Genomic DNA, 23,399 nt, shown 5'->3' on the forward strand with positions numbered 1-23,399 from the left:
CTCCTTGAAACGATTAATCCCTGCCGTTCTGAACAAGCCGTGCGTACGGGCTATGTGGATCGTGCCGCCCCTCGCCTGGCCCCGCAGGGTATCGCGGGAAACCTGCTCCACCACCTCGAGCACCTGGTGTTCCGTCTGCAGCAGGTCCGCGAGGGAAATGTGATCGAGCACGCCGGACAGGTACCGGGCCAGGACCGTCCAGACCGGACGGATGGCGCATGCGTTCAGGTGCGCGCACGCCTCCAGGTGGCCGGAGAAATGATCGCACATGTGGCTGTCCGGGCTGGTGATCACGATCCCCTCTTCAGAACTCAGGGCGCGCATGACCTCGCCCAGCGTGATGCTTCGCGGCTCCTTCGCCAGCGCGTATCCTCCCCTGATTCCCCGCACGCTTCGGACGAGTTCCGCCCGCCTGAGGATCATCAGCAGCTTCGAGACGTAGTCCAGGGAAATGCCCTCCGACTCGGCGATCTGGCGGCCCGTTACCGGGTCGCGGGAATGATGTCGCGCCAGTTGCAGTATGCACCGAAGTCCGTATTCTTCCTGGGCGGTCACTTTCATGGAGGCGTCTCCTTTTTCATCCGATTTGCCTACGTGAATATAGCAAACCTGACTTTTCTGTCAAGTATTAAATCTGTTTCTTAATCGAAGCTGTTGTTGCGTGCGGGTTTGCTGTGCCGAGCCATGCCGGCCGCTCAAGCTGAGACGCTGTCGTTTCCTGTGCGATCTCCTTGACATCAAAGGCTGCCTGCGTTACAGTCGGTCCCATATCCGCTTAACCGAATCACACGCTTACACAAGGACATCAGACCACCCATGCCCGGTAAACTCGATGTACGCCTTTTGCCCGGTACCCATTCGATCGACGCGCTAGTGGGTGAGGGGTATTTCCCTGTCATAACCTGCCTGGGAGGCAGCGAACTGCTTGTGGCATACCGTTGCGGCGCCGCGCACATGGGCCTGGGCGGTCGCCTTGACGTAGGAAGGTCGCTTGACGGCGGTTTGACCTGGTCCGCACCAATGACCGTGGCCGACAGCGAAAGAGACGACCGCAACCCCGCACTGGGCCTGGCTCCTGACGGCACGCTCGTCCTGGCCTACCACTGGCAGGGTTCCTACGATGAAGACGGCGCGTGGAAACCGGAATTGGGCCGCGTCGATACCCGGGTCGTATTCTCCGCAGACGGCGGACATACCTGGACCGGCGACGAACTCATCGATTACACTCCGATCAACGGGGCCTCTCCCTTCGGCAAGATCTTCACCGCGGACGGTGTCCTGCACATGCTGATCTATGGCGGCTCGCCGTTGTGCCAACCCGGTGACGGTACGGTCCGCGTCGGCCCCGCGACGACACCGACGTATATCCTCCGATCCACGGACAACGGCCGTACCTGGGGAGACCCGACCCTGGTGGCGATGGGATTGAACGAATCGGACGTGGCCATCCTTCCCGACGGCCGCTGGCTGTTTGTCGCCCGTTCGGAGAACCGGTCCGAACAGGCGCTGTACGCCTGTGTTTCGGAAGACGGCGGGTACACCTGGCGTGGGACCGGACGGGTCACGGACGCGATGGAGCATCCGCCGGACATTACCCTGCTATCCAACGGCTGGCTGCTGATGCTCTTCGGACGCCGTCATCCACCCTTCGGCGTGGAAGGCCTGATCAGCCGGGACGGCGGGGCGACCTGGGACGACCGGAGGCTGGTCATCGATGACTCCCTGCCCGGGGCCGACATCGGTTATCCCTCCACTGCCCGCCTCGAAGACGGCCGGCTGGTTACCGCCTATTACACGGCAGGGACCGCGGAGAAGCAGTGGGAGATGTTCCGTGCCGCGGACGTCGCCTGCAAGGTCGTGTCCTACGACGAATCCAGCCTGATCGACCACTGGAGTAAAGTCACGTAACCACAAGTTCAAGAGCGGGTTACAATTTTTGGAGGATTCGTGCGCCTTGTAGATTCCGGCGTGATTTGCGACGACCAGGTCATCCCGGATCACCGCAGGAACTGCGCCTTCACCACCATCAGCCGGCTGCATGACGGCACGATACTCGTTTCGGGCCGCTGGGGCTCGGCACGCGATTCGGTGGACGGGCACGCCTGTATCTGGGCCACGGCGGATCTCGGCCGGACCTGGGAACTGCGTTACGACGGCTTCGGCAAGGGATCGTGGGACGGCAAGCCCGGCGAAATCAAGGGGCTTACCAGTACGGAACTGTCCCCCGGGAAGCTCACCGCCACGGCTCTGTGGGTAGACCGTTCCGACCCTGATCTACCCTTCATCCATCCGGAGACGCAGGGCCTGCTCCCCATGCGCATCATGCACGCGGATTCTGAGGACGGGGGATTCACCTGGAGCATGCCGCGCTCCATGGAAACCACGCCCCACCTCGCCGCCTCACCCTGTTCGCACCCCATCATACGGTTGCCCGGCGGTGTCCTGGCGCAGCCCTATGAACAGTGGAAGGAATACTTGGATTCGTCACCGGGCCGGCCCGCGGCCAGGCTGCGTTTCTCCCGGGACGGGGGCCGGACCTGGCCGGACTTCGCCACCGTGGCCCGGCATCCGGACAATGCGCTGGCCTACTGGGACCAGCGGCTGGCTGTCCATCCCGATGACGGCCGCCTGGTCGCCACGTTCTGGACCCACGATTTCTACGCGGGCATCGACGTCGACATTCATATCGCCTTCGGATCGCCGGACGGCAGGTCATGGACGGTCCCGCGCGTTACCGGCCTTCCCGGCCAGCACTGCCAGCCCCTGTCCCTGGGCGGCGACCGCCTGCTGGCCGCCTATCCGCGACGCAGGGATCCTCCGGGCATCGTGCTTTCCATCAGCGAGGATTTCGGGGAGAACTGGGATCGCGAACGGGATCTCCTGGTCTACGACAGCACTGCGGGCACGGAATCCGGCGCCAGCGGCGCCCGCAGCCAGTCCGAACTGTGGGGCGACATGGAGCGGTGGCGCTTCGGACATCCCCGGATGGTGCGTTTGCCGGACGACGAGGTGTTTGTCGTCTACTATGCGGGCAATGATACCGTCAAGACCGCACGATGGGCGAGGGTGCGCGTTTAGGCGGGCGGCGACACGGCCCGACGACCAGCGATACGCTTACTCCAATCACCCGGGTTCAGCCCCGCACGTCCCGCCACGGCCGGGCCATGATCTGCTCGAATCCTTCCGGGTCGATGTCGACACCGAGACCCGGGCCCTGGGGAACCGCCACGCAGCCGTCCGCATCCAGCACGAAGGGTTCGGCGAAGTACCCCTTGCCGATGAACGTCCTGCCCCCCTCGCGCCAGCAATTCACTTCGTTGTGTTCCTGGACCAGGAAATTCGACGCGCAGGCGTCGATCTGGATGGACGCGGCCAGGGCCAGGGGGCTCAAAGGGCAGTGCAGGGCGAGTTTCGCGTAAGCGCTTTCACCCATCACCGCGATCTTGTGGCATTCTGTGATCCCGCCCGCGTGGCACAGGTCCGGCTGCATCACGGACAGGGCGTTCTTGCGCAACGCATCGTAGAAGATCCACTTGCCCATCCATCGTTCCCCGGCGGCGATGGGGACTTCGCTGTTGCGCGCGATGTCCGCGAGCACGTCGACCCGTTCCACGGGCATGGGTTCCTCGATGAATAAAGGACGGTGGGGCGTGAGGGCGGAGATCATCTGTTTCGCCATCGCGGGGTGCGGATTGTGGATATCCACGGCCACTTCTACATCGGGACCGGCCCCCTTCCGCACGGCGGCGAAAGCTTCGGCAATCCGTTCCACTTCATAAGTAGGTTCCAGTCCGGTACCCATGCCCACGTGCAGCTTCATGCATCGGAAGCCCCATTCTTCGATAATGACCCGGGCTGCTTCCTCGTGGCCCTCCGGGAAAACCCAATCCGGTTCCCGGGAAGGATCCCAACCCGCATCGTAGGGCAGACCGGGCTCCACGCACCACGGCAACTGGCCTCCCACGGCGCGGTACATGCGTATCCGGTCGCGGCAGGCCCCGCCGAGCATGCCGTGGACCGGGATCCCCGCGGCTTTCCCGGCAAGGTCCCAGAGCGCCATGTCGATGCCGCTGATCGCGCTCATCTTCACCGGTCCGCCCACGTAGCCGGAACCGCCCTCGTACATGGTATGCCACAGCGACTCGACGCGGCATGGATCCTTGCCGATCAGCAGCGGCTCGAGGCGCCGCACTTCGGCAATGACGCTTTCGGGGTGGTTTTCCAGATAGGGTTCGCCCCAGCCGAACAGCTCGGTGTCCGTGTGGATCTTCAGCCATACCCAACTGGGCGGAACGCGCAGGATTTCGAAGTGGGTTATTTTCATGTTCGATTTCGCTCCTCGTCTGGTTTTGCGGAATGGCCGGATCGGACCGCCTGGCCGTGATTACCGGCCGTAGACCGTCTGGATCGTGGCGCGAATGTAGCCGTTCGCATAGGCGCGCCCGGCCCATCCGGCCCGTGCCTGCGGAAATCCCGGCGTGTGGTCCATCCCGAAAGGCCCGTCGTACCCGTTGTCGCGATAGGTTTCCATGGCCCGGCGCATATCCACTTCGCCTTCATCGATGAACACCTCGGCGAACCTCGGCAATTGGCCCCGGACGTTTCGGAAATGAACCAGGGCGATCTTGTTCCGGGACGCCATCTCGGCAATGATGCCGTATACACCCTGGGGACCCGCCAGTTCGGTCATGCAGCCCTGGCAGAAAAGCATCCTGTGGTTATCGCTCGGTACCGTGTCGAAGATGCGCCGGAAGTGCTCCACCGTGGAACAGATCTGCGCGACGCCGCCCAGCGGCTCGGGAATGGGCGGGTCGTCCGGGTGGAGCGCCAGGTTGACGCCGGCCTTCTCGGCGGCCGGAACCACGATATTCATGAAGGTGACCATGTTGTCCCACATCACCGCTTCGGAGACGGGCGGCTCGCGGGGCGGAGGACGGTTCCGGTCGAACTCGGCATAGTCGAACGTGCTGTAGACCACGCCGCCGCGGCCAATGTCGGAGGGGGTCCGGAAATTCCCCATCGGCTTGAAATTCCAGGCGAGGGTTGGTATGCCCGCGCGGCCGATGCATTCGATGAGCCGGACAAAGGCGCCCAGTTCGTCGTCCCGCTTCTCCGTGGCCAGGGTGATCCCTTCCAGGACCGGCATGAAGACGGTATGCAGCCGGAGCCCATGGGATTCGGTCTTCTCCCGGGCTTTTTCGAAGAGCTCCGTGCTGTCCTTGCCCGCCCTCACGTGCCGTTCAGCCTCGACCCTGCCGCCGGTCCTGAGATCCAGCTGGATCAAATCCACGCTGATCGCGCGATAGAAGCTGAGCGTATCGTCGTCGAATTCGGTCCAGTTTACGACATCGTGCAGATACATCGGGCTCCTCCAATGCGGGCGCTGTGGACCGGACGCCGGATTTCTGCGGCCTGGCCATGGGGATGGGGATCTGGTGTTAAGATAGACCGCCCGGAAGTCTCGGCAATTCGAAAATGGAAAATGAAAGCCCACAGCGCCATATTGACTGTCGAAAAAAGGCGTCGCGCATTATACTCGAGATTACTTGACCATCCCTGTACGGCGTCAGTCGCGGCAGGCTGGCGCGATCCTTCGATAGTTTTACACCCTATTTGCAGAAAGCAAACCACAACAGGAGCAAATCCATATGGCGGCGGGCAATTTGAAACAGCGCATTGGTGCGGGCGAGCAGATCATTGGCGCCAATGTCGGCATGACCCATACCCTGGAGCAGTTGAAAAAGATCGTTGAATCCGGAAAATTCGATTTTCTCTGGGTGGATGGACAACACAGTGCCTTCAGCGAAGACCGGCTGGTGGAGTTCTGCGACCGGGCCGATACGCTGGACGCCGACGTGGTATTCCGAATCAAGCACACCTGTCACAGCTATCTCGTCGGCAACCTGCTCGACCTCGGCCCGGCGGGGATCGAAGTGCCCCAGGTCGAAACGGAATCAACCGTCGAGGAGGCGGTCGACTTCTTCTACTACCCGCAGAAGGGCATGCGGAGCTGGGGAGGCGGGGCGCGGCGGAAAGTCAACGAAGTCGGGGGAGACCGGCTTCAGTACGCCGCATGGTGGAACAACTACGGCGTATTGATGATCCAACTCGAATCGATCCCCGCGGTGACCGGTGCGCGGAGACTGGCCAAGGCGGGCGTGGACTGCCTGTCCTTCGGCCCGAACGATCTGATGTACAGTATCGAAGCGCACCCGCAACACCCCTTCCGCGACGTGGACGACTGCGTCCAGCACGTGGTCGACCAACTCAGGGACTCTGACACGCGAGTATGCTTTCGCAACTACGCGCCGGAAACCCGCCAGGAATACGTGGACATGGGTGTAACGGTATTTCTGGAGAATCCGGTTCTGTAAATTACCGGTTTGCCAACTGATATCGTAATCTTTTCCTGTCGGTCACGCCGCTAGTCCCTGCCCGACGAGAACGCGCCAAAAACCACGTTGGCCAGTATGAACGCCACGGCGAGCTTCAGCGATGTCGTCCAGGACAGGGTATCGACGATGAGACCCTGGGCCACCGCTTCGGGGAACAAATCGGGTATGATCCAGGCCCATAGCCATCTCAGAACCAGAATCGACAGGACAAAGATGACGACCATGGCAAGCAGTCCGATTGGAAGTATGTTCATGACTATCTTTTTATTCACCGGATGACCTCCGCAAATGGTAGATTCTACTCGAAATCCAGCGCCTGGGCCTCGTACATTTTTGAGAAGATGCCACCGCGAGCTACCAGTTCTCTCGGTGTGCCCGATTCGACCAGTTTTCCTCCGTCGATGACCAGGATGCGGTCCGCATGACGGATCGTGGACAGACGATGGGCAATGACGATGGCGGTTCGGCCCGTTCTTGCCTCTTCAACGGCTATTCTGATCTTCTCCTCGGCCAGGGCGTCCAGGGCGGAAGTGGCCTCGTCGAGAATCAGGATCCTCGCACTGCTACGCATGAATGCCCGTGCCAGCGCGATGCGTTGCTTCTCCCCTCCCGAGAGCGCGACCCCGCCCTCTCCCGCGAGCGTATCGAGGCCCTCCGGTTGATTTCCAATGAATTCTTCCAACGAGGAGGAATGCACGGCCCGGGCTACCATCTCCGGACGATAGTCGGTTTCGGGGTAAGCGATGTTCTCCGCGAGCGTGGCGTTCCAGATGAATACATCCTGGGACACCACGGCGATCTGGTTCCGCAGCGATTCAAGGGACATATCACGAATGTCCCTTCCAGCGACTGTGATCCGGCCGCTTTCAGGTTCCTGTAATCGGGTCAGCAGATCGATAATCGTGGTCTTCCCCCCACCGCTGGGACCCACGACGCCGACGAATTCCCCTCCGTTCATCCTGAACGACAGATCCTTCACCTCATAGCCCCGTTCGTATCTGAAATCCACATTGGAAAATTCGATGGCCGGCGGTTCGATGACGAGCGGTTGAGGGCTGAACGTACCTCGCAGACCCGGTTCAAGGGGAAGATCGAACAGGTCGTTCAGACTCTCGACCGAGACCTTGATCAACCGTGTGCCGGTATAGGTGGTGAGCACCGTTCGCAACGCGGCGTACGCCCGAGGCGCATAGGCCATAATCGCCACCAGGCTGCCGATGGTGACGGCATCGTCCATGACCTGGAATGCGCCGTATCCCAGCAGCACGCCAAGTACCAGTCCGTTGATTACTTCGTTCGGAAAAGTGAGCATGATGTCGTGGAGGGCCGCGCCTCGTATCTTGATCCGGGTGAGGCTGTCCATGTGGCCGGCCCACCGCCTCATGGCATGTTCCTCGCCGTTGAACATGCGTATCGTGCGAAATGCGTTGAATACTTCGTAGAGAAAGCTCTCCGAGACCTTGCCCTGGTCGTTCACCTGCCGGTCCATTTCCTTCGAGTACCGGGTCAGGTACCGGGTCACGAGATAGGTCGCCGGCAACGCGGCGCAGAAGACGGCCGCCAATTCGACGTTCAAAACGAACATCACGGCCAGCACGCCGGCCAGCACGATCGCGCTGGAAACCACCGGCAACAACTCGTTCTTTATGTACATGTCGCCGATCTTGCCGGCATCCCGCGTTACCCGATAGACCATGCCGCCCCTGGGAATCTTCTCGACGGCATCGAGCCGCACGTGCAGCAGATGGTTCAAGACCGCCTTGCGCAGGGCCAGCGTTACCGTATAGCCTATTCGGACCCTGATATGTCCCTCGAAATAGGAGATCCCGATCGCCACCAGGGGGGTCGCCACCATCCCCGTCAGCAGCCACCACAGCAGACCGGTGTCCGATTCCGGGATCACCCTGTCGAACAGCATCTTGTAAAACAGGGGCTGGACCAGCATGACGGCCGATCCCGCAAGCATCATGAGGACCACTGCGATAATGGCGTACTTGCGCCGATACAGCGTCTGCCGGATTATCTCGGCGGTACGTGGCACTGAATCATGGTTTCCTTGGATTCGCCTGTTTTTCGGTTCGTCTGACGCCATGTCTATGAACTCCTTTGATCGTCAAAATCCACCCGTCGACCGTAAAGTCGCCTACGCGCAGGCATCCGATCTGTCGACCTCACAAACAGGCAAAGCCCCCGGCAGCATGCACCACCAGGGGCTTGGTCTTGTTTGCTTCGAAACCGATCGTCTGACTAACCCTGGTTCGACCCACCCAGGATATCCTCGAGTTCATTCACGAACACCTCGAGTTCGTCCGGCTTGCCGATGGTGACCCGCAGATGATTTCCGAGGAGATCGGTCTCCCTGGTGCGGTATCCCGATCCGGCGCGCACCATAACACCGCGTCTGAACAGTTCGCCCGACATCCGCCGGCTGTCCCGCTTGACGTCCACGATCATGTAGTTTCCGTGGCTCGGCGTATACGCCAGTCCCAGGCGGTCGAACTCGGCAGACAGGTATTCCTTGCCGTCGTTCACGACCTTCAGCGTGCGCGCCACGAATTCATCGTCGTCCAGGGCCGCCAGCGCCGCGTGCATGCCCAGCGTGCTCAGCCCGCCCCCGAAGAAACCCATGTGCGCCATCAGCATATCCATCATCCGCTGGCCAGCGACGGCGTACCCGATGCGCATGCCGGCCAGGCCGTAGATCTTGGAGAAGGTGCGGGCGACCACCACGTTTTCCCGCTCCAGGGCGAGTTTGACGGCATCCTGGTAGTCCGGATCCCGAACGAAGTGGATATAGGCTTCGTCGATGAGCACGATGGCCTTCTCGGGCGCCGCATCCACCAGGGACACCAGTTCGTCGTAAGGCACAATCGTTCCGGTGGGATTGTTGGGATTGGTGACGACGATCAGGGACGTATTCGGGGTGATGGCCGCCTTCATGGCGCCAAGATCGTGCACGAAATCACCCGTGGTCGGCACGCGGACGACGCTGACGTTCTTCCCCATCATCTGAAAACTCTGAAATCCCCGTGCGACCGATCCATATCCCGGGACCGCCTCGATACACTCCCTGCCGTCGCTCGCGGCCATGACGGCGAGCGCCTGAAGAATCGGACCCGAACCGGGGGTAACCATGATCCGGTTCAATTCCCTGAAACGCATGAAGGAGCGCATGTCAGTGAAACTCAGTTCGAAATTCTCGACGCCGGGGACGCCGTGGAACTTGTTGAGGCGGACCGGCAGGTCGACGCCGAAATCGTATCGGTTGATTTTATGCAGGTTCTCGGCGATGGCCGCAATGGCACGGGGGGACGCGCCAAGCGGGTTCTCGTTGGCACCGATCTGAACCCGGCCCGGATCAACACCGTAGCCATGGACGTCGCTCGCCTTCTTGCCGGTGGCGAGCGCTTCCGCGATGTCCCAGGTCGATCCCGCGGCCACGGCGCCGGCGCCCAGCAAAGCGCCCTTCATGAAACGACGCCGGGTGAAACCGTTCTTCAGTACACTCCCGAAACCCATGATCATGCCTCCGCAATTAAAAGTGATCAAACCACGTTCTGAGCTCGAACCTGCTACCTGATATTCAATCTTGACATCTGCGTAATGATGTAATCGGCGCAGCGGAACGCCAACGCCTGGATCGTCAGCGTCGGATTGCTCTTTCCGCTGGTGACGAAGGACGAACCGTCCACGATGAACAGGTTGTCCACGTCGTGGGCCTGGTTGAACTTGTTGACCACCGAAGTCGCCGGATCGTTGCCCATGCGGCAGGTACCCATGAGATGAGCGTCGCCGTGGGGTACGAAATTCGGTGAGGCGACGATCCCGTGGGCCCCGGCGGTGTCGAGCAGCTCACGGGCCCGGTCGCGGAAGAAGTCCCCGAGTTTATGCTCGTTCGGATGCACGTTGTAGGTTACGCGCGGGACAGGCAGGCCCCACTTGTCCCTGACGTCTGGATCCAGGTCTATCGTATTGGATTCCTGGGACATGGACTGCATGCTCGTCAGGGCGACCATGTAGCGGGTGTAGTTGTCCATGATCCATTTCTTGCGCCGGGCGCCCCACCTGCGAAGGCGCGGCATGTTCAGGTTGGCGAAAGATATGGTTTCGCCGTCTCCCCGCGGTTCCAGCACGCCCCCGCCGAAGAAGCCGTACTTGTCCGGATCGGGGTCGTAGACATCCTGTATGATCCGGGAATCCATGACCCCCTTGTACTCGTTCAGATCCTTCTCGAAGAAACCCCGCGCGGACTGGTAGTAGTTGAACATGAGGTGCCTGCCCACCTTGCCGCTGCTGTTCGCCAGACCGTCCGGAAAGAGATTCGATTTGGACATGAGCAGGAGGCGGGGGGTATGGACGCCGTTGCAGCAGACGATCACGGCACGGGCCTCCAGGCGATGCTCCCGAAGGTCCTTGTCGAGGTAGATGACCCCTTCCGCTCTGCCGTCCTCGTCGACGACGATCTCCCGCACGCAGGAATCGGCCCGCACCTCGCAGTTGCCCGTCCTCAGCGCACGGGGGATCATGGTGACCAGCATGCTGGACCGAGCGCCGATGGTACAGACGTAGCTTTCACAAAAGCCACAGTTCATGACCGGCGGCCGCCCGCCGTATTCCCGGGAGTTGATGGCCAGCGGCGCCGGGTAGGAGTGCCAGCCCAGCTTCTGGGCCGCCATGTCGGCCAGGGCGCCCGAGCTGGTCCGCGGCACCGGCGGCATGGGATAGGGCCGGCGGCGCGGCGGATCGAAGGGATTGGCGCCGGCGAGTCCAGAGATGCCGACTTCGTACTCGGCCTTTTCGTAGTAGTGCTCGAGGTCCCAGTAGTCGATGGGCCAGTCCTGCACGTCCGCGCCGTCCAGGTCGCCGAAGAGGCTTCGCTCCTTGAAATCGTTCTCGTGGAGCCGCCAGGATATGCCCGTGTAGTGGAGCGTGCTGCCGCCCACCGTGCTCTGCATGTGAATCCCGTGATCCTCGATGGCCTGTTCACTGGCCGACTGCCGGTAGGTATTGGGCTGGTCATGGCGATAGATGTCGGCGTGTTCATGCAGGCTGCTGCTGGCGGGATGCATCGCCGTGAGCTCGTCCTGGTCGAAGTGCCGCGTCTTCAGGAAGGGCCCCATTTCCATGGCGACGACCCTTAGGCCCTGCGTGCTCAGTTCCTTCGCCATGACGGCGCCGGCGGCACCGGTGCCGATGATGATGACGTCAGGTCGGCGGATTCTGGGATTGGGAAGGGACATGATCGCTCCGGAACTACTCCTTGCCGATGATCCTGCTCTTCATAGGTCCGCCGTAGGGCTGCCATTCGGGGTAGGCGATCTCCGGAATGGTCATGTCGAATTCACTGAAGGGGGGATCGTAGCCGAAAGGCGCACGGCCCGGGAAACGGATCAGCTTCCATCCAGTCTCACGGTAATTCCCGCCGTGGGCTGGATCGCAGAACATCCCTTCCATGGTATGCGTAACCACTATGCGCAGGAAGTCGCGGGCGCCCATGGGGGCGTCCTGCGGCCATTCCCGGGGAGACCTGGCCCGGTCGATTCCCATGAGCGCTCTTCGCTTTCCCCGGGTATCCAGATCCACGAAATCGGATTCGAGCGTAGCCCGGCAATACCGGTCGAAGGTGTCGAGGCCGGCTGTATAGGACGCCTTGTAGTCTGACCGATGGGCGCCGAGGGCCTGGTCGATATACACGACCACGCGGGCTTCCGCCGCGCCGGGACCGTTTTCGTCCGACGGCATGATCATCCGGGTCAGGGCATCCACCGTCCGTCCCTGGCGGGCGTCCAGATTCTGCCAGACATGTTCGTAAGGGACGTCCTCCTGCGCGTCGAGGACGCCGGTCCGGCTGAGTACGCCCAGCGTGACCACGCCGCCCGTGGCCCGGGCGGTGTTGGATATAAACGACCTGCGTGAAAACCGCTTGGTAGTCATGGTTGCGGGGCTCCGGAATCCGGTGATTACCACGTTCGAACGTACATCGGGAATGTATACACATTTCGGGCCGATTTATTCAAACTATCCGCTCCAAAAATACGGCTGGATACCGGGTTGACAATAGAATTCGGCCGCGCGTAATCAGACGGGCAAAGAAGTTGACGGCTATGCCTTCGAATCTATATTCATTTAGCATGGATGTTCTGAAACCTCCGGCATTAAAACCCGGAGATACCATCGGGATCGTCGCGCCGGCCAGCCACTCCGCGCTCCCGAGCGCGTTGAATAACGGCCGCCGATCGCTCGAAACGCTCGGATTCCGCACGGTCACGGCGACGCATCATGCCGACAGGCACGGGTTCCTGGCCGGACGGGACGATGATCGTCTTGGCGATCTGGAAGCCATGTTCGCCGATCCGGATATCCAGGGCATCGTCTGCCTCCGCGGCGGGTACGGCTCGGCGCGGATGCTGCCGCGCATGGATTTCGAGATGATTCGCGCCCACCCCAAGGTCTTTGTCGGCTACAGCGACATAACGGCACTCCACGGGGCCATACGCCGGCATACCGGTCTGGTCACATTCTGGGGGCCCATGGTCTCGTCCGACATGAGTCCCGATTTCCGTCCGTTCAACCGGGACGCTTTCATGAAGGCGGTTACAGGCACGGCCGCCATCGGGACGATACCGCATCCGGACGATCTGCCCCCCGTGCAGGTCATTCGTGGTGGAACGGCCGTCGGACCATTGATCGGGGGCACGCTTTCGTTGCTTGCCGCCGCGGCGGGGACACCGTACGAATTCGAATACGACGGCGCCATCCTGTTCTTCGAGGATGTGGGCGAGGAGCCCCACCGGATCGACCGGATGCTGACGCAGTTGCTGCAGGCCGGCAGGCTGGAACGGGTATCGGGGATCGTGATCGGCGAATGCGCCGGATGCGGCAGCGCCCCGAACAATCCCGCCTTCCCCTACGGAAATTTCAGCATCGAGGAAGTGTTTGCGGAACGCCTGCTGCCTCTTGGCATTCCCGTGATCTTCGGCCTGGGAATCGGCCACGGCACGTACAAGGCGACGCTGCCCCTGGGGGTACGGGCCACGCTGGATGGAGATGCCCGCAGACTCACCATCGAAGAATCGGGCGTCGGCTAGTCTTCATCGGTCGAAATGTCCCCCCGGTAGCCCGCAGTTTACGTGACAAAGGAATCTCAATGGGCAGTCACATCTTGCTGGACGTACCCTTGCCGCCATCCGTAATGGATCTCTTCGACTCCGGGGACCGGTTTCATCTGCTGGGTGACCTGGCAGATGAAGATGACCGCTGGCAACTGATCGACGCGTACCTCACCTACGGCCATCCCCCCACGGACGGCGCGGTGATGGACAGGATGCCGAATCTGAAGGTCATCAGCAACTTCGGGGTGGGCGTGGATCATATCGACACCGAAGCGGCCCGGGTCCGGGGGATCCCCGTCGGCAACACGCCGAACATGCTCGACGGCGCCACGGCCGATATGACCTTCACCCTGCTGATGGCGGCGGCGCGGCGCGTTGTTGTCGGCGACCGGTTCGCGCGCAGCCCCGGGTTCACCCATTACGACCCGAGCATTCTCCACGGCTATGAAGTGCACGGGAGCACCATCGGCATCATCGGGATGGGCAGTATAGGGAAGCAGGTCGCCAGGAGGGCCCGGGGATTCGACATGGAGATCATCTATCACAACCGGAAGCCCGATCCCGAAGGATCGGAATACGGGGCCCGGTATGTCTCCCTGGAAACGCTGCTCGATACCGCGGATTTCGTGACCCTGAACTGCCCCCTCACCGACGAAACCAGGGGACTCATCGACGAAGACGCGCTGAAACGCATGAAGCACACCGCCATATTGATCAACCTGGCGCGCGGCGGGGTGGTCGATCATGACGCCCTGTTCAACGCCCTGAGTAATGGCTGGATAGCCGGAGCGGCGCTGGACGTCACCGAACCGGAACCGCTGCCCAGGGACCACCCCCTGCTCACGTTGGACAACCTGGTCATCGCGCCCCACCTGGGCAGCGCGACCACGCGCACCCGCCACGCGATGGCCCGCAGGACGGTGGAGAATCTCAAGGCGGGACTGGACGGGCGGACTCTGATCACCGGCGTCGCCTGAGGTTGCATTGTATTCCTTTGCGCCACTCGATCACCGTGTTGCCATTATCGACCTGGGGTCGAATACCCCCCGGCTCATGATCGCGCAGTACACCACCGACCGGGTCTTCAAGATTACGGATGAGGTGAGCCGCCGGGTCCGCCTGGGCGAGGGCACCGCGGCCGAGAACCGGTTGCGCGTCCGGGCGCGGTCACGGGCGATCGACGCGGTCCGCATGTTCAGGTCCTTCTGCGACGCCTAGGGCATTGAAGAGGTGATCCCGGTGGCCACGGCGGCCGTAAGGGACGCGGAAGACGGTCCAGCGTTCCTCGAAGAAATCAGACAGGCGACCGGACTGGAATTCAGGCTCCTGAGCGGGGAAGAAGAGGCCTTCTACAGTTCCGTGGGCGTTATGAACAGTCTGGGGCTGTACGACGGGGTCATGCTGGACATCGGCGGCGGGAGCGCGGAGATCGGGTTGATCCGGAACGGTGCGTTTGCCCGGGGCGTAACCACGTTTTTCGGCACAGTGCGTACCACCGAGACCTTTTTCCCGGACGACAGGGTGTCTCCGGGCCAGATGAAGCGGCTCGACAAGGTGCTTGACGCGTGTTTTTCCGGCATCGATTGGCCGAAGGCGAAGGGGAACCGGGCCATCGCGGGCGTAGGCGGCGTCGTTCGCGCTCTGGCCCGCATCGACCGCGTGGACAGGCGGTACCCGCTCGGACTGGTCCATGGGTACGAACTGAAGCGGGGACGGGTAGAAAAGCTGATCGGCCGCATCGCCGAGTTACTCGTTTCAGACCGGGCCCGACGGATACCGGGACTCCAGTCGGATCGCGCAGACATCATCCTGGCGGGCGCCATGGTCGTGGCGGGCGTTATGCGGAACGCCGGCGCCGGCGGACTGGTCGTAAGTGGACAGGGGCTGAGGGAAGGACTGTTCTTCGAGCACGCCCTCAGGCCCGCCAGCCGTCCCGGTCACAGCGCCGAGTTACGGCGCTTTACCGTTCTGAACCTGGTCCGTCTCTACGGCTACGAAGGAGCGCACACGGCCCACGTCGCCCGGCTTTCGCTCTCCCTGTTCGATCAGCTTCATGACGTGCACGGGTACGGAGTACGCGAAAGGGAATACCTGTGGGCCGCGGCCATGCTGCACGATATCGGCACGGTAATCGACTACTACGATCATCACAAACACTCGGCCTACATCATCGTCAACGCCGGGCTGCCCGGCTTCGACCACCGCGAAATCGTGATCATTGCCTATCTCTGCCTTAATCACCGTCGCGGGAAACCGGACTTCTCCCGGTACCACGCCATGTTGAAAAAGGGTGATTTGAACCTGGTATACCGGCTTTCCGCGTTGCTCAGGCTGTCCGAGTACCTGGACCGGAGCCGGTCTCAGGCCGTCGAAGGCGTTCGACTTGTCGTGACGGACAAAGAGGCGCGTCTGAAGATTGTGGCCGACAGCCCCGCTGCCGCCAGGGTCGAGTTGTCGGAGGCCCGCCAGCGTATTCAGTTGTTCGAAGAGTACTTCGGCTTAAAACTCGACATCGTAGTGTGACCGAGGGGCCGGAGCGGGCTGTTGTTCAAAGCGTACTTCGGTCCTGGTGTGGTGTGGCGGCGGCGCGGACGGCGGCCGTCACGAGGGAATCTGCCCGAGATGATACTGAGCCATCACCAGAAGCGATTTTTTGGCGACTTCGGCTACCTCGCCCTTCCCGGCCTCATGCGGGAGGAGGTCCCGTGGATCGTCGAGGAATTCGAACGGGTGTTCCGCGAGGCCGGCGTCGTGCACGACGGAACCGCCCGCTCGAGTCTGGGATGCTTCATAGAACGAAGCGAACGGCTGTGTGCGCTGCTCGACAACCCCGGGGTCGACGGACTGCTGGCGGGCCTTCTGGGGGAGGACTACAACTACCTGGGCAGTGGCGGCGAGTTGTATGTCGGGGACGGCCTGTGGCATCCCGACTGCCATGGAGACCCGGTAGTCCAGGTCAAGTGGGCCATGTATCTCGATCCCCTGACCCGGAAGACCGGGGCCCTGAGGCTCGTGCCGGGTTCCCACCGACAGGGTTGGCAGGGAAACCTGGATACCCGGGCGCTCTGGGGCATCGGCATGGAGGAGGTCCCTTGCGTTGTTCCGGACAACCAGCCCGGCGACGTGATCGTGTTCAACCAGATGACCCTGCACAACGCCCTTGGGGGCGGAAACCGCAGGCGCATGCTGAATATCCTGGCCTGTTCGTCCTGCCGTACGGAGACCGAACGGGCCTTTCTCAGGCGCAGGCTCCCGGCCGGCCGGAACGAACTGCGGTGGGAACTGATGCGCAAGACGGCGACGCCGGAGCGCATGCGCCACCTGGATCAACCATGGCAGATGCTGGCATAAAGGGAATCGACCGGAACCTGACCCGGTACGGCGACACGGAATTCAGCCGTTACATGCGGCGGGCGTTCCTGTCTTCCGCGGGCTATGACGGCGAAGACCTCGACCGGCCGATTATCGGTATTGCGGACACGTCATCGGACTACAACACGTGTCACCGGGATATGCCGGCCCTGGTGGAGGGCGTCAGACGCGGGATCGCCCAGGCCGGCGGTCTCGCCCTGGTCTTCCCCACGATCTCGCTGGCCGAAACGCTGCTTTCGCCCACCTCCATGCTCTTCCGCAACCTGATGGCCATGGATACGGAGGAAATGATCCGGTCGCAGCCGATGGACGGCGTCGTGCTGCTGGGAGGCTGCGACAAGACCGTGCCGGCCCAGTTGATGGCCGCCGTTTCGGCCGGCGTGCCGGCGATCTCGCTGGTGACCGGGGCCATGCGCACGGGCAGCTGGCAGGGCGAACGCCTCGGAGCCTGCACGGACTGCCGGCGGTACTGGCTCCGGCACCGGGCGGGTGAGATCGGCCCGGAGGAAATCGGCGAAATCGAACAGGCCCTGTGCCCCACGGGCGGAACGTGCATGGTCATGGGAACGGCCTCTACCATGGCCTGCCTCACGGCGACGCTGGGCCTGATGCTGCCCGGTGGAGCTACCCCTCTTTCGGGATCGGGAGACCGGCTCAGACAGGCGGTAATGACAGGCAGACGCATCGTCGAACTGGCCAGATGCGGGGCAGATCCGCTCAAGTTCCTTACCAGGGCGTCATTCGACAACGCCGCGACCGTGCTCGCGGCGCTGGGCGGGTCCACCAACGCCGTGATCCACCTCATCGCCATCGCCCGCCGCGCCGGCATTGCCCTTACGCTGGACGACATCCACGAAGCGGCTGCGGAAACACCCGTGCTGGTGAACTGCAAACCCGTGGGTACGGGATACATGGAGGACTTCCACAAGGCGGGCGGCCTCCCCGTACTGTGGAAGGCCCTGGAATCCAGGCTGGAACCGGATGCCCTGAACGCCAATGGCAAGTCACTGGGGGAGATCCTGAAGGACACGCATCCGCCGGCCGTCTGGCAGGATACCATTGGCACCCTGGAAAAACCCATCGGTCCACCCGGCGTACTGGTCGTCTTACGCGGGACCCTGGCGCCCGACGGCGCCCTGATCAAACAGGCCTCGGCAGCATCGAATCTGCAACATCACCGGGGGCCGGCCGTTGTATTCGAGTCGCCGGACGACGTGGCGGCGCGGATCGACGATCCGAAACTGGGGCTGACCCGTGATCACGTGCTCGTCATGCGAAACGCGGGTCCCGTGGCCATGGGCATGCCGGAAGCCGGCTCGCTGCCCATTCCGGCCTACCTGGCGAAGAGAGGCGTGGTAGATATGGTGCGCGTGTCCGATGCGCGGATGAGCGGCACGGCCTACGGTACGGTCGTGCTGCACTGCTGCCCCGAGGCCGCTGCCGGCGGCCCGCTGGCGCTCGCCAGGGATGGCGACATGATTGAACTCGATGTGGAGAACAGGCGGCTAGACCTGTGCGTGGATGGGGAGGAACTGGCCCGGCGCAAGTCCGGACACCTCCCTCCCCCGGCGCCTGACCGGGGGTGGCGCAGATTGTACGCCGAACACGTCCTTCCCGCCCATCTGGGCGCCGACCTGGATTTTCTTTAGGACGGAACGTATAGAACCCGATTCGTTATTCGCCCAGGCAGTTCGACCGAGAAAGGAACCTTGTCATGGCAGATAACCGGCTTGACCTGAAACTGCGCCGCCAGGAACTGGTGCGTGACGACGGCTTTGCCGTGTGGAAAACGATCACGAAGGCGACCCGCTGGGAACCGGAGCGTACCGCGCTGGTACTTTGCGACATATGGGATTCTCACTGGTGCCGCGGCGCGGTGGAGCGATTGAACGCGCTGACCCCGCAAATGAACGAAGTCGCGGCAGCCTGCCGGTCCCGCGGAGTCCTGATCGTTCACGCTCCGTCCGATACGCTGGATTTCTACAGGGATACGTCCGCGCGGAAAAGAGCCGAGTCCGTGCCGCCCGTGGATACACCGCCGGATCTCGATCTCCCGGATCCCCCGCTCCCCGTCGATGCGTCCGACGAAGGTGCGGATACGGGCGAAACGAAGACTTTCAGTGCCTGGTCCCGGCAGCATCCGGACATCGTCATCGACCAGGAAAGAGACCTCATGTCCGACAACGGCGGACAGATCTACGCCTGTTTCCAGCATTACGGAATCCGCAACATGCTGATGATGGGCGTGCATACCAACATGTGCATCCTGCACCGGACCTTCGGCATAAAGCAGATGGCCCGGTGGGGCGTTCCCGTGGCGCTGGTCCGCGATCTCACCGACACCATGTACAATCCCGCGATGCCGCCCTACGTCAGCCATGAAGAAGGCACGCGCCTGGTGGTCTCCTTTATCGAGAAGCACTGGTGTCCTTCGGTTCACAGCTCGGACCTCCTGCCGTGAACGCGAGGCTCGGACCAGCCCGCGGCTGTGTGGAAACAGCCACCTTCATATGACCCGGTTTCAGGTGATGCGATGAAGCGCGAGCTGGAGGTGCTGTCCGTGGGGGACGGTAACCTTGACGTCTGGATGCGGGTACCGCGCCATCCGGACCGGCGCGCCGGAGGCGTAAGGGAAACCGGCGTCGTCGGTGAGGCCTGCCATGTCGGTCCGGGAGGCGCGGCGGCCAACGTCGCCCTGGGCGTTGCCCGGCTCGGCGGTCGCGCGGCCTTTGTCGGCGCGGTAGGCGACGACGCGCCCGGCGCTCAGTTCGCGGATCGCATGCGGGCGGAGGGGGTAGATCTGTCCCATCTCCACGTCATGCCGGGACAGGCGACCTCCCTGGCCTGCATGTTCGAGACGCCGAACGGCGAGTACGAGTTCTACGTGTGCCCCGGTCCCAGGACCATACCCGCCCACTGCCTGCCGCACGATTTCGTTCGGTCGGCGCGCATCCTCTACCTTACCGGGCATGTACTGACCGAGGACGAATCGACCAGCCGGAACATGCTCGACGCGATGGCGGCCGCGCGGGAGGGCGGCGGGACGGTAGCCTTTGATCCGGGCAAATACTGGCTGAATCCAGCACTGGAATCACGTGTGCACGAGGCCTTGAAGCTCACTGATATCATCATTCCGAACGAGCCGGAAGCGGAACAGCTCACCGGCCGGAAACCGCCTCACGACGCCGCGGCGGTTCTGCTCGAGACGGGTATAGCGGTTGTGGCGCTTACCATGGGCAAACGCGGCTGTCTGGTGGCCTCCAAAGACAGCATGGTTGAACAGCCAGCCTTCCACGCCAGCGACGGGTCCACAGTGGGTGCGGGGGACGCTTTCGCCAGCGGACTGCTGTACAGTTACCTTGCGGACAGGACTCTGGAGGAAATGGCGGCATTCGCGAATGCCGCGGCGGCCATCAAAATCGGTACGCCCGGCGCGGCGGAAGGACTGCCTGCCGCGGATGTCGTATGGGCGTTTCTGAATAAAAACGGTTAGAGGTACGGTTTGAGTTCCAGCTACTTTCTGCTGCCGGTATAAAAGGGCAGTTTCACCACTTCGGCGGCGATGTGCCTGCCTCTTATTCCTATCGCCGCCTCCCTGCCGGGTTCCGCCAGATCTACGGGGACGAATCCCGTCCCGATCCCGTGACCCAGCGTGGGTGAGATCGCTCCGCTTACGACCTGGCCGACGGGGACCCCATCGTGGAGGATTTCATAGCCCTGCCTGGGAATTCCCCGTTCCAGTAATCTCAGTCCGACCAGCTTCCGCTTCACGCCTTCGCGCCGGACCCTCAGGAGGGCTTCCCGGCCGATGAACCCTGGTTTCTTCAGCTTGACCGTCCATCCCAGACCGGCTTCGATGGGATTGATCGATTCGTCGATCTCGTGATCGTACAGCGCGAGTCCGGCCTCCAGCCGAAGGGTATCCCTCGCCCCCAGGCCGCACGGCGCCAGACCCCGTGAAGCGCCGGATTCAAGCAGGAGGTTCCACAAGTCGACCGCCCGCTTCGCAGGATACCAGATTTCGAAGCCGTCCTCTCCCGTGTATCCCGTACGAAACACCCTGGCGTCAATGTCGCTGATACGCGTTTCAACGAAACCCTGGAATCTGAGCGTATCCAGTTCGGTTTCCGCCAGGGGGTTCAGGATCGCCTCGCTGGCGGGGCCCTGCAGGGCGACGAGCATGGTCTCGTCGCTCAGGTCCCGGATCTCGACGTCGAAGGCGGAGGCGGATCTCCGAAACCATTCCAGGTCCTTTTCGCTGTTACCCGCGTTGGGAATGATCAGCAACCGGTCCGGCATGCGGTAAACCAGGAAATCATCGATGATACCGCCGTTTTCTCTGCATGCCAGCGTATACTGGGAACGGAAAGGCTTCAGCCGTTCGACATCGTTGACCGTGACATGATTCACGAAGGCCACGGCGTCCGGTCCGTGAATCTCCACCCGCCCCATGTGGGAAACATCGAACAGGCCGGCGTCCGCGCGTACCGCGTGATGTTCGGCCAGAATACCCTTGTACTGAACCGGCATCTCCCAGCCGCTGAAGGGTACCAGCCTGGCGCCCAGCTCCTGGTGGCGTTCGTATAGCGCGGTTCTTCGCAGATCCGACATGAGATGCTCCTGACGGCCATGTATCGTGTATTGCCCTTCGCATGTAACGCAAGGCCATCTGATGATGTCAATACAAAAACGAGATACCTGACGACTTTCCGACTGATTGGATCAGACAGATATCGAGGGTCGGCGAACACGCATCACCACTCAACAAAAGGAATCTCCTGATCATGATACGAAAACGTCATATGGCTATCGCGGGTCTATGCCTTTACATCGCGGGAAAAGCCGCGGGGGCGGAAATCGTCATAACCGAGGTCTTGTCCGACCCGGTCTCGGAATCCAAAGGTGAATTCGTGGAATTGTACAACGCAGGGGACGTTCCGATAGACCTCGACGGCTGGTCGCTCGGTGACACCAGGGACATAAACGACACGATTGCGGATTTTACGGGTCCATACGATGTCGGGCTTTCAGGTACTGTCCTGGGACCCGGCGCATACGCGCTCGTCGTAGATCCCGATTATGAGGGAGGATACGGCGGCCGGATCGTTGCGGGCGGCGATCCCGCGAGTCTTCTGATGCTGACGATAAAGGGAGACCGCACACTGGGCAACGGTCTCGGAAACAGTGCGGATCTGGTCTTCATCAAGAAAGACGATATTACGATCGACCGGTTTGAATGGACCGAGTCAGCAGGCGGAAACGGCATCTCCTGGGAGCGAAGACGATTCGACCTGGCCGTGGATGCATCCAATCTCTCCCCGTCTATGCATCCGGACGGATCGACCCCCGGGTTCAGGAACAGCGCGGCGAGCGAACCCCCCGCAGTACCGGAGCCGGAGGGACCCGAGGAGCCGACTGAACCCGAAGAACCGGCAGAACCGCAGGAGCCGGCACAGCCGGACGAACCGGAGCCGGAGGAGCCCGAGGAGCCGGCCGGAACTGAAGAACCCGTAGCGCCCGAGGAGCCGGAAGGACCTGCTGAACCCGATGAACCGTCAGAACCCGGCGAGCCCGAAGAACCGCAGGAACCGACGCAGCCGGTCGAATCCGAAGAACCGCGAACCATCGACCAAGCGGGGAAAGAAGTGTTTATAAACGAAATCATGTTTAATCCCGGCCCCGACCAGTCAGAATGGATCGAGCTGTACAACGGCGGGAGCAACGAAATCGATCTTGCCGGATGGTCTCTGCGACTGGATCACGTGGAGCGGTCGCGGCTCATTTCCACGGGTGGTGTCTCGATCGAAGGCCAGGGCTACCTCGTCATTGCCCATGACATCGGCCTGTTCCGGAAAACCCATCCCGCGTTCGACGGCAGTGTGGTGGAAGCCATGGGCGGCTGGGAAAGACTCCGCAACAGCGGCGCAAGGGTCCTGCTTATGGATGCCAGCGGAAGTATAATCCGCGACGTGGCGTACGACGGGGAGTCGAATCCCGATCCGGGCCGTTCACTGGAACTGGTGAACCCGAACTTCGATCCGCAGGTCTGGGGACCTTCCGCCGCTGCCCCGGGCGGTACCCCGGGACAAAGGAACTCACTGTACGCAACCCGTATCCCGGATGGCGTTTCTCTGCACGTGAGCAACAATCCATTCTCCCCGGATGGCGACAACCATGAAGACATTTGTCTCGTGACAGTCGATCTGCCGGCATCCCACGGGATTCTCCACGCGATGGTTTTCGATATCAGCGGACGTTTTCTCAAGACCCTCATCGATCAGACAACCGTGGCCAGCCGTCACGTCTTCACCTGGGACGGAACGGATCAACATGGGCGAAGACTGCCCGTTGGTCCGTACATTCTATACGTCGAACAGATGCTGCCGACGCTCAACAGGCTGACGGCGTCCAGACACCTGGTGGTCATCGCATCCTCGCCGTGAAAGTCAGATATTCTACTTGACACGGCTTGCCCGGATTTCTTGATTTACAGTGGCTCCCGCAACACGGCTCCAGGTCG

21 protein-coding genes are annotated in these 23,399 nt (G+C 62.0%); 12 read left to right on the forward strand and 9 right to left on the reverse strand.

From position 1 onward, the window contains the following. A partial coding sequence (locus OXG98_17245; protein ID MCY3773755.1) for an Rrf2 family transcriptional regulator occupies positions 1 to 561 on the reverse strand: 561 nt, incomplete at its 3' end. A gap of 255 nt (positions 562 to 816) precedes the next feature. Here OXG98_17245 and OXG98_17250 point away from each other — a divergent pair. Next, the gene (locus tag OXG98_17250) at positions 817 to 1,908 is read left to right on the forward strand and encodes a sialidase family protein (GenBank protein MCY3773756.1); all 1,092 of its coding nucleotides are present in this window, start codon (positions 817 to 819) and stop codon (positions 1,906 to 1,908) included. A 39-nt stretch (positions 1,909 to 1,947) separates the two neighbouring features. After that, the gene (locus OXG98_17255) at positions 1,948 to 3,078 is read left to right on the forward strand and encodes an exo-alpha-sialidase (GenBank protein ID MCY3773757.1); all 1,131 of its coding nucleotides are present in this window, start codon (positions 1,948 to 1,950) and stop codon (positions 3,076 to 3,078) included. A 55-nt stretch (positions 3,079 to 3,133) separates the two neighbouring features. On the opposite strand, the gene OXG98_17260 is transcribed toward OXG98_17255, so the two are convergent. Together OXG98_17260 and OXG98_17265 are read right to left on the reverse strand one after the other, a co-directional pair. Next, the gene (locus tag OXG98_17260; protein ID MCY3773758.1) at positions 3,134 to 4,324 is read right to left on the reverse strand and encodes a D-galactonate dehydratase; all 1,191 of its coding nucleotides are present in this window, start codon (positions 4,322 to 4,324) and stop codon (positions 3,134 to 3,136) included. Between the two features lie 60 nt (positions 4,325 to 4,384). Then, on the reverse strand, positions 4,385 to 5,362 hold the full coding sequence (locus tag OXG98_17265; GenBank protein ID MCY3773759.1) for a mannonate dehydratase: 978 nt from the start codon (positions 5,360 to 5,362) through the stop codon (positions 4,385 to 4,387). 286 nt (positions 5,363 to 5,648) lie between these two features. Here OXG98_17265 and OXG98_17270 point away from each other — a divergent pair, with 286 nt between their 5' ends. Further along, a complete protein-coding gene (locus tag OXG98_17270; GenBank protein ID MCY3773760.1) occupies positions 5,649 to 6,374 on the forward strand; it encodes an aldolase/citrate lyase family protein in 726 nt (241 codons plus the stop codon). Between the two features lie 50 nt (positions 6,375 to 6,424). Here OXG98_17270 and OXG98_17275 read toward each other — a convergent pair whose 3' ends face one another. From OXG98_17275 to OXG98_17295, 5 genes are all read right to left on the reverse strand, one after another. Further along, positions 6,425 to 6,649: a hypothetical protein gene (locus tag OXG98_17275; protein ID MCY3773761.1), complete on the reverse strand. Its 225-nt coding sequence runs from the start codon at positions 6,647 to 6,649 to the stop codon at positions 6,425 to 6,427. Positions 6,650 to 6,693: 44 nt separating this feature from the next. Further along, positions 6,694 to 8,436 carry an ABC transporter ATP-binding protein gene (locus OXG98_17280; protein MCY3773762.1) on the reverse strand — a complete coding sequence of 581 codons (1,743 nt, stop codon included), beginning with the start codon at positions 8,434 to 8,436 and terminating at the stop codon, positions 6,694 to 6,696. Between the two features lie 206 nt (positions 8,437 to 8,642). Further along, positions 8,643 to 9,914 (reverse strand): histidinol-phosphate transaminase, encoded by a 1,272-nt coding sequence (locus OXG98_17285; GenBank protein MCY3773763.1) that lies wholly within the window; start codon positions 9,912 to 9,914, stop codon positions 8,643 to 8,645. A gap of 53 nt (positions 9,915 to 9,967) precedes the next feature. Then, on the reverse strand, positions 9,968 to 11,635 hold the full coding sequence (locus OXG98_17290; protein MCY3773764.1) for a GMC family oxidoreductase: 1,668 nt from the start codon (positions 11,633 to 11,635) through the stop codon (positions 9,968 to 9,970). Between the two features lie 13 nt (positions 11,636 to 11,648). Further along, entirely contained in the window at positions 11,649 to 12,329 is a 681-nt protein-coding gene (locus OXG98_17295) for a gluconate 2-dehydrogenase subunit 3 family protein (GenBank protein ID MCY3773765.1), read from the reverse strand. Positions 12,330 to 12,526: 197 nt separating this feature from the next. On the opposite strand from OXG98_17295, the gene OXG98_17300 reads away from it, so the two are divergent. The 8 genes from OXG98_17300 (at position 12,527) to OXG98_17335 (ending at position 20,372) form a co-directional block, all read left to right on the forward strand. After that, positions 12,527 to 13,483 carry an LD-carboxypeptidase gene (locus tag OXG98_17300; protein ID MCY3773766.1) on the forward strand — a complete coding sequence of 319 codons (957 nt, stop codon included), beginning with the start codon at positions 12,527 to 12,529 and terminating at the stop codon, positions 13,481 to 13,483. A gap of 59 nt (positions 13,484 to 13,542) precedes the next feature. After that, the gene (locus tag OXG98_17305; GenBank protein ID MCY3773767.1) at positions 13,543 to 14,484 is read left to right on the forward strand and encodes a D-glycerate dehydrogenase; all 942 of its coding nucleotides are present in this window, start codon (positions 13,543 to 13,545) and stop codon (positions 14,482 to 14,484) included. 7 nt (positions 14,485 to 14,491) lie between these two features. Then, complete coding sequence (locus OXG98_17310) at positions 14,492 to 14,725, forward strand: hypothetical protein (GenBank protein MCY3773768.1); 234 nt, start codon at positions 14,492 to 14,494, stop codon at positions 14,723 to 14,725. Between the two features lie 12 nt (positions 14,726 to 14,737). After that, positions 14,738 to 16,030, forward strand: coding sequence for a Ppx/GppA phosphatase family protein (locus tag OXG98_17315; protein ID MCY3773769.1), 1,293 nt, complete (start codon positions 14,738 to 14,740; stop codon positions 16,028 to 16,030). A 99-nt stretch (positions 16,031 to 16,129) separates the two neighbouring features. Next, on the forward strand, positions 16,130 to 16,858 hold the full coding sequence (locus tag OXG98_17320) for a phytanoyl-CoA dioxygenase family protein (protein ID MCY3773770.1): 729 nt from the start codon (positions 16,130 to 16,132) through the stop codon (positions 16,856 to 16,858). After that, on the forward strand, positions 16,840 to 18,528 hold the full coding sequence (locus tag OXG98_17325) for a dihydroxy-acid dehydratase (GenBank protein MCY3773771.1): 1,689 nt from the start codon (positions 16,840 to 16,842) through the stop codon (positions 18,526 to 18,528). Before OXG98_17320 ends, OXG98_17325 begins: the two co-directional genes overlap by 19 nt. A 65-nt stretch (positions 18,529 to 18,593) precedes the next feature. Continuing rightward, on the forward strand, positions 18,594 to 19,340 hold the full coding sequence (locus OXG98_17330; protein MCY3773772.1) for an isochorismatase family protein: 747 nt from the start codon (positions 18,594 to 18,596) through the stop codon (positions 19,338 to 19,340). Positions 19,341 to 19,412: 72 nt separating this feature from the next. Beyond that, positions 19,413 to 20,372, forward strand: a complete 960-nt coding sequence (locus OXG98_17335; protein MCY3773773.1) for a carbohydrate kinase family protein — start codon at positions 19,413 to 19,415, stop codon at positions 20,370 to 20,372. Positions 20,373 to 20,392: 20 nt separating this feature from the next. On the opposite strand, the gene gcvT is transcribed toward OXG98_17335, so the two are convergent. Beyond that, positions 20,393 to 21,490: a glycine cleavage system aminomethyltransferase GcvT gene (gene gcvT, locus OXG98_17340; protein ID MCY3773774.1), complete on the reverse strand. Its 1,098-nt coding sequence runs from the start codon at positions 21,488 to 21,490 to the stop codon at positions 20,393 to 20,395. Between the two features lie 173 nt (positions 21,491 to 21,663). On the opposite strand from gcvT, the gene OXG98_17345 reads away from it, so the two are divergent. After that, positions 21,664 to 23,322, forward strand: coding sequence for a lamin tail domain-containing protein (locus tag OXG98_17345; protein ID MCY3773775.1), 1,659 nt, complete (start codon positions 21,664 to 21,666; stop codon positions 23,320 to 23,322). Positions 23,323 to 23,399 lie beyond the last annotated feature (77 nt).

The organism is Gemmatimonadota bacterium, from assembly GCA_026706345.1.
GTDB lineage: Bacteria > JAAXHH01 > JAAXHH01 > JAAXHH01 > JAAXHH01 > JAAXHH01.

Coding starts and splice junctions, on each gene's coding strand:
- OXG98_17305 (MCY3773767.1), top strand. CDS start 13,543: ATGGGCAGTCACATCTTGCTGGACGTACCCTTGCCGCCATCCGTAATG.
- gcvT (MCY3773774.1), bottom strand. CDS start 21,490: ATGTCGGATCTGCGAAGAACCGCGCTATACGAACGCCACCAGGAGCTG.
- OXG98_17285 (MCY3773763.1), bottom strand. CDS start 9,914: ATGGGTTTCGGGAGTGTACTGAAGAACGGTTTCACCCGGCGTCGTTTC.
- OXG98_17325 (MCY3773771.1), top strand. CDS start 16,840: ATGGCAGATGCTGGCATAAAGGGAATCGACCGGAACCTGACCCGGTAC.
- OXG98_17345 (MCY3773775.1), top strand. CDS start 21,664: ATGATACGAAAACGTCATATGGCTATCGCGGGTCTATGCCTTTACATC.
- OXG98_17330 (MCY3773772.1), top strand. CDS start 18,594: ATGGCAGATAACCGGCTTGACCTGAAACTGCGCCGCCAGGAACTGGTG.
- OXG98_17260 (MCY3773758.1), bottom strand. CDS start 4,324: ATGAAAATAACCCACTTCGAAATCCTGCGCGTTCCGCCCAGTTGGGTA.
- OXG98_17320 (MCY3773770.1), top strand. CDS start 16,130: ATGATACTGAGCCATCACCAGAAGCGATTTTTTGGCGACTTCGGCTAC.
- OXG98_17295 (MCY3773765.1), bottom strand. CDS start 12,329: ATGACTACCAAGCGGTTTTCACGCAGGTCGTTTATATCCAACACCGCC.
- OXG98_17335 (MCY3773773.1), top strand. CDS start 19,413: ATGAAGCGCGAGCTGGAGGTGCTGTCCGTGGGGGACGGTAACCTTGAC.
- OXG98_17265 (MCY3773759.1), bottom strand. CDS start 5,362: ATGTATCTGCACGATGTCGTAAACTGGACCGAATTCGACGACGATACG.
- OXG98_17275 (MCY3773761.1), bottom strand. CDS start 6,649: ATGAACATACTTCCAATCGGACTGCTTGCCATGGTCGTCATCTTTGTC.
- OXG98_17270 (MCY3773760.1), top strand. CDS start 5,649: ATGGCGGCGGGCAATTTGAAACAGCGCATTGGTGCGGGCGAGCAGATC.
- OXG98_17290 (MCY3773764.1), bottom strand. CDS start 11,635: ATGTCCCTTCCCAATCCCAGAATCCGCCGACCTGACGTCATCATCATC.
- OXG98_17300 (MCY3773766.1), top strand. CDS start 12,527: ATGGATGTTCTGAAACCTCCGGCATTAAAACCCGGAGATACCATCGGG.
- OXG98_17250 (MCY3773756.1), top strand. CDS start 817: ATGCCCGGTAAACTCGATGTACGCCTTTTGCCCGGTACCCATTCGATC.